The organism is Cyclonatronum proteinivorum, from assembly GCF_003353065.1.
In the GTDB taxonomy this organism is placed as follows: Bacteria; Bacteroidota; Rhodothermia; order Balneolales; family Cyclonatronaceae; genus Cyclonatronum; species Cyclonatronum proteinivorum.
This window is the reverse complement of the sequence record NZ_CP027806.1, coordinates 1,911,684-1,930,271: the sequence shown is the minus strand read 5'-3', so window position 1 is coordinate 1,930,271 and position 18,588 is coordinate 1,911,684. Positions and strand designations below refer to the sequence as shown.

The 18,588-nt window shown below is 51.7% G+C and carries 12 protein-coding genes, 1 other RNA gene and 1 CRISPR repeat array; of the genes, 3 read left to right on the top strand and 10 right to left on the bottom strand.

Annotated features, from left to right (window positions below):
* Nucleotide 1 precedes the first annotated feature (1 nt).
* Nucleotides 2–889, top strand: a complete 888-nt coding sequence (cas1, locus tag CYPRO_RS07490) for a type II CRISPR-associated endonuclease Cas1 (protein ID WP_114984027.1) — start codon at nt 2–4, stop codon at nt 887–889.
* 28 nt (nt 890–917) lie between these two features.
* Nucleotides 918–1,256 (top strand): CRISPR-associated endonuclease Cas2, encoded by a 339-nt coding sequence (gene cas2, locus CYPRO_RS07485; RefSeq protein WP_114984026.1) that lies wholly within the window; start codon nt 918–920, stop codon nt 1,254–1,256.
* Nucleotides 1,257–1,356: 100 nt separating this feature from the next.
* A CRISPR array of direct repeats spans nt 1,357–4,493; the repeat unit is 36 nt; unit sequence AATATCTGAAATCCCAATCTCAGTTCAAATCACAGC.
* Nucleotides 4,494–4,506: 13 nt separating this feature from the next.
* Here the strand turns inward: cas2 and CYPRO_RS07480 are convergent.
* The 8 genes from CYPRO_RS07480 to CYPRO_RS07445 form a co-directional block, all read right to left on the bottom strand.
* Complete coding sequence (locus tag CYPRO_RS07480; RefSeq protein ID WP_114984025.1) at nt 4,507–5,019, bottom strand: hypothetical protein; 513 nt, start codon at nt 5,017–5,019, stop codon at nt 4,507–4,509.
* A gap of 39 nt (nt 5,020–5,058) precedes the next feature.
* Complete coding sequence (locus tag CYPRO_RS07475) at nt 5,059–5,760, bottom strand: hypothetical protein (RefSeq protein ID WP_114984024.1); 702 nt, start codon at nt 5,758–5,760, stop codon at nt 5,059–5,061.
* The gene (locus CYPRO_RS07470; RefSeq protein WP_114984023.1) at nt 5,760–6,764 is read right to left on the bottom strand and encodes a 2-hydroxyacid dehydrogenase; all 1,005 of its coding nucleotides are present in this window, start codon (nt 6,762–6,764) and stop codon (nt 5,760–5,762) included. Before CYPRO_RS07470 ends, CYPRO_RS07475 begins: the two co-directional genes overlap by 1 nt.
* 65 nt (nt 6,765–6,829) lie before the next feature.
* A complete protein-coding gene (locus CYPRO_RS07465; protein WP_114984022.1) occupies nt 6,830–7,324 on the bottom strand; it encodes a metallophosphoesterase family protein in 495 nt (164 codons plus the stop codon).
* A gap of 105 nt (nt 7,325–7,429) precedes the next feature.
* Entirely contained in the window at nt 7,430–8,191 is a 762-nt protein-coding gene (locus CYPRO_RS07460; RefSeq protein WP_164682630.1) for a S1/P1 nuclease, read from the bottom strand.
* A 675-nt stretch (nt 8,192–8,866) separates the two neighbouring features.
* Nucleotides 8,867–9,985, bottom strand: coding sequence for an NAD(P)/FAD-dependent oxidoreductase (locus tag CYPRO_RS07455; RefSeq protein WP_114984020.1), 1,119 nt, complete (start codon nt 9,983–9,985; stop codon nt 8,867–8,869).
* A gap of 41 nt (nt 9,986–10,026) precedes the next feature.
* Nucleotides 10,027–10,569, bottom strand: coding sequence for a WbuC family cupin fold metalloprotein (locus tag CYPRO_RS07450; RefSeq protein WP_164682628.1), 543 nt, complete (start codon nt 10,567–10,569; stop codon nt 10,027–10,029).
* Nucleotides 10,562–11,782, bottom strand: a complete 1,221-nt coding sequence (locus CYPRO_RS07445; RefSeq protein WP_114984018.1) for a M20 metallopeptidase family protein — start codon at nt 11,780–11,782, stop codon at nt 10,562–10,564. The genes CYPRO_RS07450 and CYPRO_RS07445 overlap by 8 nt, the downstream gene beginning before the upstream one ends.
* Before the next feature lie 187 nt (nt 11,783–11,969).
* Between CYPRO_RS07445 and CYPRO_RS07440 the strand changes: the two genes are divergently transcribed.
* Nucleotides 11,970–13,175 (top strand): iron-containing alcohol dehydrogenase, encoded by a 1,206-nt coding sequence (locus CYPRO_RS07440; RefSeq protein ID WP_114984017.1) that lies wholly within the window; start codon nt 11,970–11,972, stop codon nt 13,173–13,175.
* 1,832 nt (nt 13,176–15,007) lie between these two features.
* Here the strand turns inward: CYPRO_RS07440 and ssrA are convergent.
* Together ssrA and CYPRO_RS07430 are read right to left on the bottom strand one after the other, a co-directional pair.
* Nucleotides 15,008–15,377, bottom strand: a transfer-messenger RNA (tmRNA) gene (ssrA, locus tag CYPRO_RS07435).
* Between the two features lie 186 nt (nt 15,378–15,563).
* Nucleotides 15,564–17,708, bottom strand: coding sequence for a sodium-translocating pyrophosphatase (locus tag CYPRO_RS07430; RefSeq protein WP_114984016.1), 2,145 nt, complete (start codon nt 17,706–17,708; stop codon nt 15,564–15,566).
* Nucleotides 17,709–18,588: the final 880 nt, after the last annotated feature.

Below are 18,588 nucleotides of genomic sequence, written 5' to 3'. Positions count from 1 at the left end.
CATGCTCAAAAAAATCCTCCATATCACAAGCCCGATGCATCTGAGCGTTCGCATGTCACAGCTTGTGCTGTACAACAAGCAAAACAAAGAGGAGCACAGCAGACCTTTTTCGGATCTCGGGTTTATCATTCTGGATCATGCCCAAACGACTTTTACGCAGGCGGTTGTGCAGCATGCCTGCACGCACAATACGGCGGTTGTTTTTTGCGGCACCAACCATCATCCGGAGGCCATGCTGTTCCGGCTTGAAGGGCACAGTACGCAAACCCGTACCTATCGGGCGCAGATCGCGGCAACGGTACCGCTGATGAAGCAGCTTTGGAAACAAACGGTAAAAGCCAAGATCAGCAATCAGGCCGCGCTGCTAAAAGTGCAGGGAAAGAACGATGCACCGCTGCGCTACGCAGCCCGCAAGGTCAAAAGCGGCGATCCGGAGAACAAGGAAGCGCAGGCTGCCCGCATCTATTGGCCGTCCCTTTTTGGGGACGGCTTTCTGCGTCGTCGGGACGGGGCACCGCCGAACAACCTGCTCAATTTTGGGTATGCCATCCTGCGGGCCGCTACCGCCCGGGCCATTTCCGGCTCGGGCCTGCTGCCCGGCATTGGCATCCATCATCACAACCAATACAATGCCTACGGCCTGGCTGATGATCTCATGGAGCCCTACCGGCCGTTTGTAGATTTTGCGGTACTCGAATATCTGGAGGCCAACAGCCCGCCGGATACCCTCGGTAAAGCAGAAAAAGCCATGCTGTTACAAATACTGTACAGCGATGTGTGTATCGGGAACAAAATCAGGCCACTGATGCTCGGCCTTTCGGAAACAACAGCTTCGCTTGCGCGCTGCTTTCTGAAGGAAGACACCCGTCTGAGCTATCCCGAGCTTTAACGTAAATCCCAAAAACCCTAATTCACCCATGAGTTATTCACGATTAAACGCTTATGAAACCATGTGGCTCTTTGTAACCTTTGACCTTCCCGTAACAACCGATAAGTACATGAAAGCCGCGAACAAATTCCGGCAGAACCTGAAACACGATGGCTTTCAGCGCTTTCAGCTCTCGGTCTATGCCCGGCACTGCGGCAGCCGCGAAAGCGCAGAATCCCATATTGAAACCGTAAAAGACCTGGTGCCAAAAGAAGGCTTTGTGAGCATCATTACCCTTACCGATAAGCAATACGGACAGATTGTCAACATTTGGGGTGCAAAGGAAGAGCGCCTTCCGCCCCCCCCGCAGCAGCTCGAATTTTTCTAAAAAAGAAGACGCACATGCACATTCAGGAAAGATGATAGCTATTTTTTTAAACCAAAAAACGCCCCAACGCAATGGTACATAAGCCATTACGAAGGGGCGTAATATCTGAAATCCCAATCTCAGTTCAAATCACAGCGGTAAAATCAAACCCCATTTTATGCGCTGCAATATCTGAAATCCCAATCTCAGTTCAAATCACAGCATTGTATTGTGTGGTGAACATTTTTAACCGAATATCTGAAATCCCAATCTCAGTTCAAATCACAGCTTTTTTCAGCTTTGATTCATCAATCAATTTAATATCTGAAATCCCAATCTCAGTTCAAATCACAGCGCCCTCCCCAGCATGTGCGGGGATGTCGAAAATATCTGAAATCCCAATCTCAGTTCAAATCACAGCGTCCAAACCTGTGAATCCCGATTCCAGTATAATATCTGAAATCCCAATCTCAGTTCAAATCACAGCATAGCCCAATTCCTGCTGTTCGCCAAAAATAATATCTGAAATCCCAATCTCAGTTCAAATCACAGCGCATCTTCGACCTGATCGAATATGCGGTTGAATATCTGAAATCCCAATCTCAGTTCAAATCACAGCTTTGCGCGGGCTTGCTCCTCGCTGATAATTAATATCTGAAATCCCAATCTCAGTTCAAATCACAGCTCAGCCCGGGGACTGGTGCCCTCAGCCCATAATATCTGAAATCCCAATCTCAGTTCAAATCACAGCGAGGATGTCTGCGTCCACAACACCACCTTCAATATCTGAAATCCCAATCTCAGTTCAAATCACAGCTAAAACATCTGCGGGCTTTATCAATCCCTTAATATCTGAAATCCCAATCTCAGTTCAAATCACAGCTAGTGCAGCCTGTTCATTAGCGCATTGTTGAATATCTGAAATCCCAATCTCAGTTCAAATCACAGCGCTGAATCGAATTGCTTACTTTGACCGTAAAATATCTGAAATCCCAATCTCAGTTCAAATCACAGCGACCAATGCCATGTCAACGCCGTTCATGCTAATATCTGAAATCCCAATCTCAGTTCAAATCACAGCGTGGCCCGAACGCTTCAACGCTGAGTGGTAAATATCTGAAATCCCAATCTCAGTTCAAATCACAGCTATTTGAAGCGCGTTAAGGCTTAATAGTTAAATATCTGAAATCCCAATCTCAGTTCAAATCACAGCCGAAAGAAAGCGCGCCCGTCCTCGAGAATAAATATCTGAAATCCCAATCTCAGTTCAAATCACAGCAAAGAGCCATCGTTGCACCGGCTGACGTTGAATATCTGAAATCCCAATCTCAGTTCAAATCACAGCTTACAAGATTTCCCTGCTTCTCCCATGCTCAATATCTGAAATCCCAATCTCAGTTCAAATCACAGCTGCGCATAACCTACACGACGGTCATACGTTAATATCTGAAATCCCAATCTCAGTTCAAATCACAGCCTAACAGTGATATACATATACTAAGAAGTAATATCTGAAATCCCAATCTCAGTTCAAATCACAGCCTGAAGTATGAGCAGGAAGACAAGCCGCTTAATATCTGAAATCCCAATCTCAGTTCAAATCACAGCAAATAATCCCCTTACCCTTCTCGACCAAATAATATCTGAAATCCCAATCTCAGTTCAAATCACAGCAGTCCTGCGCTTATTAGCCTTTCCCGGTGCAATATCTGAAATCCCAATCTCAGTTCAAATCACAGCTGGCGGCAATAGGCATCTACCAGATAGAAAAATATCTGAAATCCCAATCTCAGTTCAAATCACAGCGTCCATCAGTCGTGAACGCATATTCATCGGAATATCTGAAATCCCAATCTCAGTTCAAATCACAGCAGGTCATCAATTTGCTTCTCAATCTTAGAAAATATCTGAAATCCCAATCTCAGTTCAAATCACAGCCGCTATTCCTGCACATGCCGGGGAGGGCGAAATATCTGAAATCCCAATCTCAGTTCAAATCACAGCCATATCACGATATTAAATAACGGGCAGGGTAATATCTGAAATCCCAATCTCAGTTCAAATCACAGCGCCTGGCGTGATTACAAGATTTCCCTGCTTAATATCTGAAATCCCAATCTCAGTTCAAATCACAGCTTTCGTTATTTTCGTGTTATAAACGTGTTAAATATCTGAAATCCCAATCTCAGTTCAAATCACAGCCAAGCCCACCATTTTGCGTCTGAGTTTGTGAATATCTGAAATCCCAATCTCAGTTCAAATCACAGCAACGTCACAAATATGAGTGATATGTTCGCTAATATCTGAAATCCCAATCTCAGTTCAAATCACAGCCGAGAGCCAAATAACCAAAGCAGGCCAAACAATATCTGAAATCCCAATCTCAGTTCAAATCACAGCGTTAAAGTATTTGCGCAATGCCATGTCAACAATATCTGAAATCCCAATCTCAGTTCAAATCACAGCAGGTCATCAATTTGCTTCTCAATCTTAGAAAATATCTGAAATCCCAATCTCAGTTCAAATCACAGCCGCTATTCCTGCACATGCCGGGGAGGGCGAAATATCTGAAATCCCAATCTCAGTTCAAATCACAGCTAGGAGTGACCGCGATAAATTGCTTTATGCAATATCTGAAATCCCAATCTCAGTTCAAATCACAGCGCCGTAACGCTAACAGTCACATCAGCCCGCAATATCTGAAATCCCAATCTCAGTTCAAATCACAGCACGTACTCAATCGCTTCAGAAGCCGACCCGAATATCTGAAATCCCAATCTCAGTTCAAATCACAGCTAAAATCTACCGAAACCTTCCCCGGCTCGAAATATCTGAAATCCCAATCTCAGTTCAAATCACAGCCGAAAGAAAGCGCGCCCGTCCTCGAGAATAAATATCTGAAATCCCAATCTCAGTTCAAATCACAGCTTTCCGAAGGGCTTGTTATGTACGACATCCAATATCTGAAATCCCAATCTCAGTTCAAATCACAGCCTGTTACACTTGAGGGATATTTTTAAGCCGAATATCTGAAATCCCAATCTCAGTTCAAATCACAGCACACAAGAAGATAGATTGAAACAATCCGAAAATATCTGAAATCCCAATCTCAGTTCAAATCACAGCTGTGGTTTTGTTCTCGCTCATTTTGATATGAATATCTGAATTCCCAATCTCAGTTCAAATCACAGCTCTGTGCAATCGTGGTCAGGCGGGCAGCCAAATATCTGAATTCCCAATCTCAGTTCAAATCACCATCCCCCCCCCCCTTTCACCTCACCGGTGGCGATACTGCGTAGCGGGTGCCGGTTGTGAGATCGATAGCATGCCGGCGGTCGCGGGTGATGATGATTTCGGTGATGCGGTCACTGCGGAAGTTTAAGTCGGCATCAGCGTTTGTTATGCGGCGCACGGTGCCGTCGGCGAGGTGCAGGCGGCGGGTTTCGGGGTCGGCGTAGAGGAGCATGGTGCGGAAGCCTTCTGCAAAAACGGGCTCGCCGCTCAGGCGCGTTACCGGAATTTCCGTACCGAGGGCATACACAAGGGCAGATTGCGATCCCCGGCTGCCGAGTAGTACGACGGGAATTTCGCTGCCGGCTTCGAGGCTGCCAAGTGCTTCTGCAGTCTGCATCATCCGCCACTGACTCCCGTCTTCGAGGGTGAGGATGGCGTTGTCAACGCGGGTTTCCTCCGAAAAAATAAAGCTGATGCGGTCCTGTGAAGTTGCCGTTTGCAGCGGGGATGTCAGCAACAAGAGGGCAGTCAGTAGCGAAAACAGAAGCATGGATGAAAAAATGAATCGGATTGTAAATTTGAGGGCAGCTTATTTCAGCAGGAAATCTGCCGCGTCACAGCTGCGGTGCGGAGCAAATAGGGAGATGTCGGCGCGGCGCAGCAGGGTTTCGGGCTGAATGATGGCTGTATCGCCGGTCAGCCGGTCAGAAGACAGCCCGCGGAGGGTCGACAGCAGCAGGGCATAGACGCCTCCCCCGGCAGGCTGTGTTGCGAGATAACGGCTGAGCGCCCGAATGTTGTCGTCATCGCGGGGGATGTGCTCCGGCTTCAAAAACAAAAAGCCCGCCGCCTCATCGAGGCTGACCTCTTCCTGTTCATGATAGCCGCCACCGGGGCTTTCTTCGTACTCAAGCTGTGCACATTCCGCTTTCAGCCGAATCCCGAGCGGTCGCTCGGGGTCGAGTCCCGCTTCTGCCGCAAGTTGTGCCAAATCCTGCAACAATACCGAAAGGTAAACGGGCTTTGGAAATGTTGCCGCAATGCGGAGCGCAGGCTTCCCCATCCATCCAAAACCTTCCGCAGCGGAACGGGTCGCACCTTCCCCGGCCGGATCCGATTTCGAAAGCAGCCGGCAGCCCGCCTCACCCGTTACAAAAAAGAAGGCCGCGTCTGAGAGCCGTTCAGCGTGATGGGGGAGGCTGAGCAGACAGCTTCCGGCATGGGGATCATGCTCGGTTTCATACACATTTACGCCAATACGCGTCGAAATCCCGGGCTGTGATGTCTTCATCAGGATTCGGGTGCCGGTTTAATTTCGTTGGGGGCAGACTTGCCGTCAGCCCAGGCGTTGATGTTCTCGAAGGTGGTGTCCGAAATATTGCGGAGCGCGGTATCCGTCAGGAACGCCTGATGGCTCGTGATGAGCACATTCTGGAACACGAGCAGGCGCGCAAGCATATCATCCTGCAGAATCTGCTCGGAATGATCGTGGAAGAACAGGCCTTCCTCTTCCTCATACACATCGAGGCCGAGGTAGCCGATAACGCCCTGCTTCAGGCCGTTGATGACCGCCTCCGTTTTGATGAGGCCGCCGCGGGAAGTGTTGATGAGCATCACGCCTTTTTTGAACTGCCCGACCGCTTTTTCATCGACCATGTGATAGGTGTGCTTGTTGAGGGGGGCGTGCAGGGTGATGATGTCGGAGCGCGAAAACAGCTCTTCGAGGGCGACATACTCGGGACTGATGGCTTTCACAAGGGATGCATTTTCGCGGATGTCGTAGCAGAGCACCTTGCAGCCAAAGCCGTGCAGGAGCTTTGCAACTTCCGCCCCGATTTTCCCGGTCCCGACCACGCCCGCGGTTTTGCCGTACATGTCGAAGCCAATCAGCCCATCGAGGGAGAAGTTGAGATCGCGTATGCGGTTGTGCGCCCGGATCAGCTTGCGGTTCAGGCCCAGCATGAGCGCAACGGTGTGTTCGGCAACCGCATGAGGCGAATATTCCGGCACGTTGGCGACTTTCATGCCAAGTTCGTGTGCGGCCTCGAGATCGACATTGTTGAAACCCGCCGAGCGCAGCGCGATATACCGGACCCCCACTTCGTGCAGCGTTTTCAGAATTTTGTCGTCGGCTTTGTCATTTACGAAAATGAGGGCGACATCAGAGCCTTGTGCCAGGCTTGCGGTTTGTTCGCTGAGCTCGGGCTTGAGGAAGCGCAGCTCATGCCGCCTGTTGTTAGCCTTTTCGATGTAGGACTTTTCAAAGCGGAGGGAATCAAAAATAGAGATGATCATTTGGGTATGAATAGGTTAAAAGGTCGGGATAGGAATGATTGGCTTCCGGCTTTCGGGCTTGCCGCTCAGCGTTTTCCGAGGATGATGACCTGTACGTCGAAGAGTTTTCCGGCCTCCACCTGAAACCGAACGAGAGTGCGCTCTACCTGAAAGCCATGCCGGCCGGCGGCACCGGGATTCATGAACAGCAGATTTCCCGCCTCTTTGTCGCGGGCTATTTTTAGGATGTGACTGTGTCCGCAGATAAACAGATCAGGCGGGTTGCCGTAGAGTTCCTTGCGAATGGGGATGGCATAGCGGCCCGGATTGCCCCCGATATGGGTCATAAATACGTTGACGCCTTCGCACGCAAAACGCAGGCTGTGCGGATAAAGCTGCCGGATGTCCTGTCCGTCTATGTTGCCGTAAACGCCCCGGAGCGGCGCGAGTTGCTGAAGTTCTTCTGCAATTTTGAGCGTGCCGAAATCTCCGGCATGCCATATTTCATCGCACCCCGCGAAGTACTCCGCCACCTGCGGATCGAGGTAAGAATGCGTATCTGAGATGAGGCCGATTTTCATAAGTTAATTTTGATCTGCATAGCACTTGTCAGGGTAAATGTACTGACAATTTCCCTGACTTATCAACGCAGATCAGGCGATCGTAATTTCGTTGGAGGCGGGTGATTAGCTCCCATAAATCTCATTAATCACCATCGCAATCCGAAGGCCGGACTGAAGGAGGCGTTTTTCGACAATATGGAAGTTGCGGTTGCGGTACTCCCAGCCGAGTTCGAGGTTTTCGGGCAGGTCGTAGATGTCGCTTCGGTACACCATGGATTCATGCGCCCAGTCACGAGGCCCGCCCTGTTTCCAGGCTGCGATGGTTTCCTCATCCAGAATGAGGAGGGCGTCGGTGAACTGCGTTGTGGTAAGTCCCCAGGATTCGATCATGTCGGTATCCCAGACGCGGTGCAGGTTGGAGCGGTTGCCGAGCCATTGCACCCGCACGTCATTTCCGCCGCGGTCCTCGCCTGTGCCAACGTGCAGCGGCTGATGCATGTCGCCAATCATGTGAATGACCATGCGAAAAGCGTCGCGCTCTTCTTCGGGTGAAAGTTCGCCGGATTTGAGCGCCGCGATTTGCCGCTCAAAGGCTTCTACAACATCGCCGTTCGGGTTGTGCTCAGCTTCTTCGTAGCGCATGCCGTCAGGGATGGTGACCCAGTGCCAGTCAGCGGTGTGCCGGAAGGCATCCTGCGACCGGACCTGATCCATCCAGACCGTTGCAACGGCCAGACTTGTTTCACCCAGGATGCGCTCTACGTGCGCCGCGGCTTCCGGCGTGAGGTGCCGCTGCGCAATCTCCCCGGTGATGAAATGCCCCGTACGTCCCCAGCCCTGCGCAGGATCGGGAAGCATCAGGATGAACAGTAAAACTGCGCTCAATAAATGCGGCATGAGGTTTTTGGGATAAACAGTCCTTGAACAAATCGCTAACATTTTAGTTTTTATTAAGATGAATGGTTTAGTCGCTAACACTTAATTTTGAGGCTGACACAACGATCTATTTTACAAAATCGAGGTGTTAATTCCTGTGAAATGGGATGGACTTTTTTTGCTACAATCATTTCACCCGTTCAGGGTTGATCGCCATTTTGGCCTGAAATGCCGGAATTCGGAGCGTCCTGTAGGGACGCCCTCTGGGTTGAAAATCGAACAACCCCACCCAATTCCCGGAATGCCGCAGGCATGACGCGACCGTCGGAGACCCCGCACCGGAGCCCTGCCCTACGAGATCCTTCGACTCCGCTGCGCTCCGCTCAGGATGACAGGCGCCGCATGAGATCAAACGGCGCGGCTGGCCGCGCAGGGGTTTCAGGAAATGCCCCTGTCATCCTGAGCAAAGACGGAGCGCAGCGAAGTCGGAGTCGAAGGATCTAGTATTCAGGCCTGGGAGGTTGATTCGACTATGAACAATCCGCGTCAATCCCGCTCCATCCATATAACCTGCGCTCAATCATCGCGTCGCGAACTTCGCGCCTTCTTCGCGTCTTCGCGTACCTCCCATCCGCGTTCCATCATCGCATAAAGCGCGTCCGGGGCGGGCACACAGGCCCGCCCCTACGATTTCGCTATCATCGTTGCGGCTTGCTGACCGAGCTTCATGCCGAGGGCTACGCCCATGCCGCCGAGGCCGGCGGCGACATACACGCCGTTTTCGTGACGGGTGCACTCGGGGGTTTTGGTTGCGCCGAAGCCCATCACGCCGGTCCATTCCTGCTCGATCTCCCAGTCTGGGTCGATGCCGAGCTTTTCGTTGACGAAGCTCACCAGCCAGTTTTTGATTTTTGGATTGATTTCGTTGCGGATGGACTCCTCCCCCGCTTTGTCCACGTCGCGGGCACCGCCGATGAGGAGCCGGTCGCCGAGGTCGCGGAAATAGACGTAGCCGCGGTTGTAGTGACAGCTGCCATGCCAGGGCAGGTTTTGGAGAGGTTTGGTCACGAACACGTAGCCGCGGGCGGGCTTCACGGTTGTGCCAGACTCGAGGGTTGAGGTGTAGCCGTTGGTCGCGCAGAGGACAGCGCCAGCCTGCAACACCAGGCCATCCTGCAGCACAACGCCGTTGCTTTTGACTTCCGCAACGGGCGTGTTCCAGCGGATTTCAACCCCGGCTTCGTTCGCTTTGCGGACGAGCGCTTGCAGCATTTTGCCGCTGTGCAGGTAGCCTTCGAGCCGGTTGAAAATGGACGGAAAGCTGTTGATGTCGCGCACTTCGTAGGTATCGGGCAAGCCGGTGATTTCTTCAACCCAGCCGCTGAAGCGCTTCAGGTTGGCGACGCTTTCCCGGAAATGGGGGTCGGAGATGTCATCAAAGATTTCATAGCCGCCGGTCATTTCGTAGCCGATGGCGTCGGTGCCGAGCTCGGTTTTGAGCAGCTCGAGGCCTTCGAAGCGCATCCGCAGGCGGGCTTTAACCCCGGCTTCGGGCTCCTGATGGAGATCATCGAGCAGCTCTCCGGCTGAGCCAAAACAGGCAAATCCCGCATTGCGCCCGGTTGCGCCGGTCGGCCAGAATCCTCGGTCGAGCACCATCACGCGGCTGTCAGGGTACATCCTTCGATAGAAGAGCGCGGTTGAGAGTCCGGTGATCCCGGAGCCCACGATGAGCAGATCAGCAGGCCGGGCCAGCACATCTTTTTCCCACCAGCTCCGCTGTGTGATATTTTTGAAAATCATCTAAAGTCCTTTTGTTATTGCAATGAGAGGGGTGCCGCTGATTAGTGCGTATTTCGCAGGCGCAGGCGGTTCAGGAAGGCTTCGGTTTCGCCGCTGTCTTCTTCCGGCGCCCATTCCGCGAATACTTTATCGGTTTGGGCGTCATAAGGGCCTTTTTTGAATTCGATGAGCACGGTGTCTTTTTCGAGCACTTCGAAGCTGTGCCATACCCGCGGACTAATATCAACCATGCAGTTGGGCCGTCCCGCTTCCAGCCGGAAGCTGTGGGTTACGGCACCGGTGTCGTTAAAAATGTAGAACTGAATCGCGCCCCGGTACAGGATGATGCTCTCGGTCGCGTGCGGCATCGGGTGCATGTGCGGCATCACGTAGGTGCCGGGTTGCATGAAGTTGAGCAGCCGCTGTACGAGGTCGCCCTGCGTGCGCTGCACCGGGTAGATGATGCGCAGGCGCGGACTCTCCGCCGCAGCCTGTGAGCCTCGGGCCAGGAGGTCGTCATCCAGCACAAATACATCCCCTGAAAAATTCTCGAGTGCCAGCTTTTTGGGAGCAGGTCTGCCCCCTGCTTTATCACGATCAGCCATGGTTGCCTCCCGTTGCACCGGCATGAAGCGCGATTCCGGCCATCATCGAAGCGCCGGTCACGAAGGCATCCTCATCAATATTATAGCGCGGATGGTGCCACGACCAGAGCGAATCGGCTTTGGCGCTGCCGGTCCCGAGCAAGAAGAAGGCACCGGGGAAGTGCTCGAGATAGAAAGCGAAATCCTCGCCGCCCATCACGGGTTCTGGCATCCAAAGGGCGGTATCCGGACCGTGCAGGGTTTCGGCTACATCCACGATTACGTCGGTCGCCCAATCGGTATTGATGACGGCCGGGTAGCCTTCATCATATTTAAAAGAATAACTCCCGCCGGCGCCCTGCGCAATGCCCGCGGCGATGGCCTCGATGCGCTGCGCGATGAAGTTGGAAGTCTCCCGGCTGAAGCTGCGAATCGTGCCGAGCATGCTCACCTTTTCGGGGATGACATTGTGCGCCGTGCCCCCGTTGATTTTCCCGACCGTAACCACAACCGGTTCCAGCGGATTGATGCTGCGGCTGCGCACCGTCTGCACCGCGCTCACGAACTGTGCCGCCATCACGATGGGATCGATGGCAAGATGCGGAGCCGCGGCGTGTCCGCCTTTGCCGATCAGATCGAGTGCGAACTCATCGGGCCGGGCCATCATCGGACCTTTGATGACGCCAATTTGTCCCGGCGCGTGTGCCGGGCTCGTATGCAGCCCATAGATCGCCTGTACGCCGAGGGTGTGCAGGATGCCCGATTCCGAAATCAGGCGTCCGCCGCCGGGCAGCTTTTCCTCCCCCGGCTGAAACACAAGCACGACTGTGCCTTCGAGCTGATCGCGCAAATCGGAGAGCATCCGCGCACAGCCGAGCAGGTTGGCCGTGTGCGCGTCGTGTCCGCAGCAATGCGCCGCACCGGGGTTTTTAGAGCGGAAATCCGCTTTGGCGACGCCGGTTTCCTCCATTGCGAGCGCGTCAATATCAGCACGCAGCGCCACAACGCGGCTTTGCGGCGCCTTCCCACGGATGACCGCCACACAGCCGGTTTCTGTCGGATGATGCACTTCGAAGCCCATTTCTTCAAGCCGGGTCGTGAGCCATTTGGTTGTTTCGAATTCCTTGTAGCTGATTTCAGGATGCTGATGCAGATGGCGTCGCCACTGAATCATATCCGGCATAAGTTCGGTTGCGCGCTGTTTGAGCTGTTGGGTTAAAAGCGGAGGAATCATAAAAAAAGGTTAAGTGAACACGGGACATAAAGCCATAAATCGGATGACAGAACGATACACAATGGCAGGCATGTTTTCAAAGCCTGATTCATATTTAAACACCTTTTAGCGGACTTCACAAACAAGCTTTCAACACCTTCTGAAGCTCCGCTTTTCCACACATTTATTTCAATCTATTCTATCTGCCATGCAAGATTTTGATTTACACATCCGCACGCGGCTGTTATTCGGACAAAACAAAGAGCGCAAATTTTATGAGCATGTGGCCTCCCTGGGTAAGAAAATTTTTCTGGTCATAGGCGGAGGCAGCGTCAAGCGCCTTGGGTACCTCGACCGGGTGACCCGCGGACTTGAAGGGCAGGGCTGCGAACTTTTACTGTTTGAAGGCATTGAGCCCAATCCGCTGGCAGGAACCATCAACCGGGCGACGGCACAACTGCGGGAATTCAAGGGCGAGGTCGTGCTCGCCCTCGGCGGCGGCTCCGCCATGGATGCCGCCAAAGCCATTGCCGGCCTTGCCGTTACCGATGACGAAGATATCTGGCCCTACACCCTCGGCGGCGACAAAATGGGCCGCATGACGAGCGCGCTGCCCATCGCCTGCATCCCGACAACCGCGGCGACCGCCTCCGAAGTAACCCCGCATTCAGTCGTTTCCAACCCGGACGTGCGCGGAAAATCCCCCCTGAGCTATCCCTTCTTTCAGCCGACCTTTTCCTGGCTGAATCCGGAATTCACCCTCGAACTCCCGCCTGCGACTACCCGCGACGGCGCATCAGACATCCTCAGCCACGTGTTCGAAAACTATTTGCTTGGCGGCAACCGCTCCCCGCTGGCCGACCGCTACAGCGAAGGCATCATCGCTACGGTCGTCGAAACCCTGCCGCTCGTGATAGCCGAGCCGGACAACTACGAACTCCGCGCCCGTCTGCTCTGGGCCTCGAACCTCGCCCTCAACGGCTATCAGCACGCAGGCCGGGAGGCCTCGGGCTTCATCCTGCACGCCATCGAACACGCCATCAGCGGCTTCTACCACAACATCGCGCACGGACGCGGCCTCGCGACCCTCTACCCCGCCTACTTCCGCTGGCTCTGGAAAAACGACCGCTGCCGCGACCGACTCGCACAGCTGGGAGACCGCGTTTTTGGTATTGATAAGGATGATGTTTCCTACGCCTCCCTTGCCTTCATCAATCGCTTCGAGGAATGGCTGCAAAACAATGATTTATTTCAGAGCCTCAGCGATCTGGGCGTTGATGAAGCCGATTTCGAAGCCATCGCCGACTACACCATCGCAACCTACGGCTTCGGCAAACCCATGCAGGCCCGCGGCGAGCTGAACCGCGACGACATTGTTGAAATTCTCAAAATGACCGAACGCGTGAAAGTTTAAAGACAGATTTTTTGGCTTTTGGCTTTTGGCTTTTGGCTTTTGGCTTTTGGAAAATAGCGGCCGGATTCAGGAAATGCACATATTTCCTGTTTACCGGTCGCTTTTTTTGTGATGGATGTTTTGCTAATCAAACCCTAAGGGTTTCTTAAAACCTGAAGGTTTTTTCGACAAGAGGGGAGTTTCGTTTCGGTACTGATTGCGGCTTACAGCTCAGTAAAAAAAGAAAATCAGGCACAAAAGTTACTGTTAAAACGGGACTTATCAACTCCCCTCTCGAGAGGGGTGCCCCCAATCAGAAGCTGATTGGGGTTTGCCGCCGGAACAACATCTGAGGCTGTTCATAAATAAGAAGGTTGCGGGGCGGGGTGTGAGGGATGACAGTCGAAGCCTGTGACCTTGAGTGCAACCTGATGAATCGTGAAAGGAATGAACGAGGCAGATACGGCCTCCAGAAATCAAATTACCGGCTTTACCCGCAATGAGCATGCACAATCCGAACACTTGTGGTAAAAATCCAATCACGATGATATGCCGCCCTTACAGGGCTGATTGTGGCTTTGAGTTCAAAAAAAAGCATGCAAATAAGGCTCAAATGTTACTGTAAAAACTGAGCTTATCAATTCCCCTCTGGAGATGGGTGCCCCCAATCAAAAGCTGATTGGGGTTTGCCGCCGAAACAATATATGAGCCTATTCAAAAATCAGAAGGTTGCGGGGCGGGGTGTGGGAGTGTTTATCGAAGCCTGTGAGCTTGAGTGCAACCTCATAAATCGTAAAGGGAAGAAACGAGGCACAAACGGCCCACCAAATAAATTACCGGCCTTATCCGCAATGAGCACGAATAATTCGAACACCTCTGACACAAAATCCAATCACGATGATATGCCGCCCTTACAGGGCTCACTTGTGGGTTCGGTTCCATTCCCGGGGTTGGCACCCCGGGCTGTGGGATGTCGCCCTTTCAGGGCTGCAGTTAGTTTGTGGGAATTATTTAAGCCCCGAGCCGAGCGTTCGATGTCTTTAATCCGTGGCGTAAGGGGGCGAATACCGGCATAGGGACTGTCACAACCCGCCCGGTCGCTGCACTCACCCGGGCACCCCTTTTTTCAGTTTGTCATGATACAGTATGTCAGTGTGTCATTTTTGGGCTATAGCGCTGTTATTATTTGGGATACAAAACTCCCCTCTCGAGAGGGGTGCCCCCAATTAGAGACTGATTGGGGTTTTGCCTTCGGAACAACATCTAAGGTTATTCAAAAATCAAAAGGTTGCGGGGCGGGGTGTGAGGGATGACAGTCGAAGCCTGTGACCTTGAGTGCAACCTGATGAATCGTGAAAGGAATGAACGAGGCAGATACGGCCTCCAGAAATCAAATTACCGGCCGTATCCGCACACAATTCGAACATGGCATGAAAAATCCAACCCCGATGATATGCCGCCCCTTCAGGGCTCAATTTGTTTGGGACCGTATTCCCGGGGTTGGCACCCCGGGCTGTGGGATGTCGCCCTTTCAGGGCTGCAGTTAGTTTGTGGGAATTATTTAAGCCCCGAGCCGAGCGTTCGATGTCTTTAATCCGTGGCGTAAGGAGGCGAATACCTGCACCGAGGCGGTCACACCCCGTCCGGTAGGTGTCTTCACTTTGGTAATTCTTGCTGAGGGTGTTTAGGATCGGGCTTTGTTAAGATTTACAGATCATCGAGTAGCAGTGGTGCAGGTTACTATCTTATCTTTTCGCGAATATTTTACGACGGCTTTGGTTATTTTTGAGCGCGAAACTGTAGACCCATCAGAAACAACAAAGCCCTGTAAACTTTACGCTTACAGGGCTTTTGAGTGGAGATGCCGGGAGTCGAACCCGGGTCCGAAATGGTGAACCATACAGATATCTACATGCTTATTCAGCGGTTTTAATCTTACGGCGGAGTTTGCCGGCTGACTCAGCGCTCCGTCGCCAGGTCAGTGAAGTGTCTCCCGAAGCGACCTGACCATTCGCGTGGGATAGCCTGTTAAAGGATGATGTTCGGAAAGCCGCCAACAGGCGGGCAGCTAACGGAACAGGAGGCGCGTATTAGGCGGCCATCCGGTAAGAGTAAGAGTTGTCACTTACAATTTAAGGTTCTCTGTTCTTTTACGGGTGTCAAAGAGAAACCCGGCATGCAACCTGCGACCCACGCCATCCCGTCGAAACCAAGTACATCCCCGGTTTGGTGAAACAATGCTTGGAAGCAGTGGGCTAATATACAAATTTTTCGGACAAATAGGATGTGCGATTTCAGGATTTGACCGCAGACCGCCGTCCAAAAACAAAAAAGCCGGAAGCCCGCACGATCGCAGACTTCCGGCTTTAATAGTTTTCCCGGTTTTCGGGGGTCTATCGGGGATTAGCTTTAGAGCAGGATGCCGCCGATGGAGGCAATCAGACCGGCGAAGATTAGCGCCACGGTGTTGATTACCTTGATGAGCGGGTTGATTGACGGGCCGGCAGTATCTTTGTACGGATCACCAACGGTATCGCCTACAACGGCTGCTTCGTGAGCCGGGCTGCCTTTACCGCCGTGATTGCCGTCTTCGATGTATTTTTTGGCATTATCCCATGCACCACCGCCGTTCGACATCATCAGGGCCATCATAAGACCGGATGCAATCACACCGATAAGCAGGCCGCCAAGGGCAAGCGGGCCAAAAAGGAAGCCCACAATAAGCGGAGCGAAAACAGCAAGAAGGCCCGGAATTACCATTTCCTTAAGAGCAGATTTGGTAACGATATCCACACAGGCACCGTAATCGGGGCGGGTTTCTCCCTTCATGATTCCCGGCATTTCGCGGAACTGACGACGAACTTCTTCAATTACCGCACCGGCTGCTCTTCCTACGGCTTCCATTAAGAATGAAGAAAACAAAAATGGTAGCATAGCACCGATAAACAGACCAGTCAGAACAACTGGATCATTTAAAAGGAAAACAATTTTTTCTTCTCCCATTGCCTTTTGGAGATTAAAAATATAATCGGCAAAGAGTACAAGCGCAGCAAGAGCTGCAGAGCCAATGGCGTACCCTTTGGTAACGGCTTTAGTGGTGTTACCAACGGCATCAAGAGCATCGGTGTTTTCACGAACGCTGTCAGGCAGGTTGCTCATTTCAGCAATACCACCGGCGTTGTCGGTAATTGGTCCGTAAGTATCCATGGCGATAATCATACCGGTTACGCTAAGCATAGCAACGGCCGCAATCGCAATACCATACATGCCAGCAAGAGAGTATGATAAAAACAAAGCCACAACTAGAATTAATGTAGGTACTAGAGTGCTTTCCATACCAACCGCAAGACCACTGATGATGTTCGTAGCTGATCCCGTCTCGGAAGACTTGGCAATTTTTCTTACCGGACTATATTTGGTAGAAGTGTAGTATTCGGTGATTAACACTAGGGTCACGACCACAAAAATACCTACTACAGATGCAAGAAATAAATCTAGCCAAGTAGTATCAAGTGGTAAACCTACAACTCCACCTATTTCAAGTGTTATTAATGAAAAATCAAATCCCGAAAATAAGGAGTGAGTTATCCATGCAAAACCAACTAACGAAATAGCCGCACTAGCATACATCCCTTTGTATAAAGCCTTCATAATATTATTATCTTTGCCCATTCGAACAAAGAAAACGGAAATAATACTAGCAATAATTGCAAAAGCCCCCAGGTACAGCGGGAATTCAACTAACTTCATAAAGTTAGCTATTTCTGAAGGGTTAGCCATTTCAGGTATTAAGAAATAACCCAATAACAGCGCACCAATAACGGTAACAGCATAAGTTTCGAAAAGGTCGGCACCCATTCCGGCACAGTCACCTACGTTATCGCCTACGTTATCGGCAATTACGGCAGGGTTACGGGGATCATCTTCAGGAATACCGGCTTCAACTTTACCTACAAGATCGGCGCCCACATCGGCAGCCTTAGTGTAAATACCACCACCCACACGGGCGAACAGCGAAATCAAACAGGAGCCGAATGCGAAACCTACAAGCGGATTTACGGGATCAGCCAGCCCCAGGACACTATCGAAGAGGTAGAAAAATCCGGCAACACCTAAAAGCGCAAGTCCGGCTACAGCCAGTCCTGAAACAGCGCCACCGTTAAAAGCGAGCTTTAAAGCACCGGGAAGACCGCTTTTAGCAGCTTCAGCTACGCGAATATTGGAACGAACGGCAATGCTCATACCTGCATAACCGCTCAAAGCTGAAAAAAGGGCTCCTACAGCAAAACCAATGGTTGTCCACCACCAGGTTGTTGAAGCCTGACCTTCTTGTGTAAACGCAATTGCAGCGAAAACGGCTATAATGGCCACAGCTACGTAGGTAATAGTTGTGTACTGCCTGTTCATATAGGCTGATGCCCCCTCTTTTACAGCATCAGCAATGTCGTTCATTTTTTCATCACCTGTAGGCGCACTAAGCACACTCTTGGCGAGAATAAAGGCGGCAATCAGTGCAACAATTGCAGCCAAAGGTGTCAAGATTAATAAGTCCACGCGTATTCCTGTCTGATTAAGTGACTGTTTACGGTTAAGGAACTTTCTTCCGAAGGCTCCTTTTGAATCATGTCATACAAGCTCGGCAAATTAAGGCCAAAAGCTTTATTTATCAATACAGGAAGTGCCTGCGCGGCAATTTGTACGCGCAAGTTCCATAACAGGACCTGCAGTCATTACCCTACTGATTCCGCTTACGGCACTGCCCTTACCTGTTCCCCGCTTTTTTTGACAGTTTTTGGTGATTCACTGCATGTTGGGATAGTTCCTGTTTCCTCAGATTTTTGGGCTGAAAGGCCGTGCACATCACGGTGTGCATGCCCGGCGGCTAATATCCCAAATCGGCAGAGAGCGCCTTGTTTTTGTTGTATGTCAGTGCGGCAGTTTGGCTATACGGTAATGTGTCCATTTTTTACCACGATGTTGTTATTACACGGGTAGTAGGGCCGGACCTGCGTGTCCGCCCCTACTACCCGTGTATCCGCCCGCGAACGGAGCTGGGTTTGAGAGCACAGATAAACCCGTCGGTTTTTCGTAATGCCCCCGTTGCAGAGACGCGATTCATCGCGTCTCTACGCTCAGGCGTTCGGGGTTAAGAATAGGTTCCCTGCCCGTGGGTTGTCCCATCAATTGCCGCTGTGGTAGTTATTCGGTTTCTTGCCTTCGACCGGCATCTCCACACCCCGGCCCGACACCATCGGGGCGCTGGATGGGATTGGATGCTGTTCAGGTCTTATCAGCCCTAACAAACTCCTACAGGGGCCACCCCTCTCAAGAGGGGAATTTTATATCCCAGATATTAACAACATCATAACCCCAAAATGACACACTGATATACTGTGCTATGACACACTGAAAAAAAGGTTCGCCCCTACTGCAA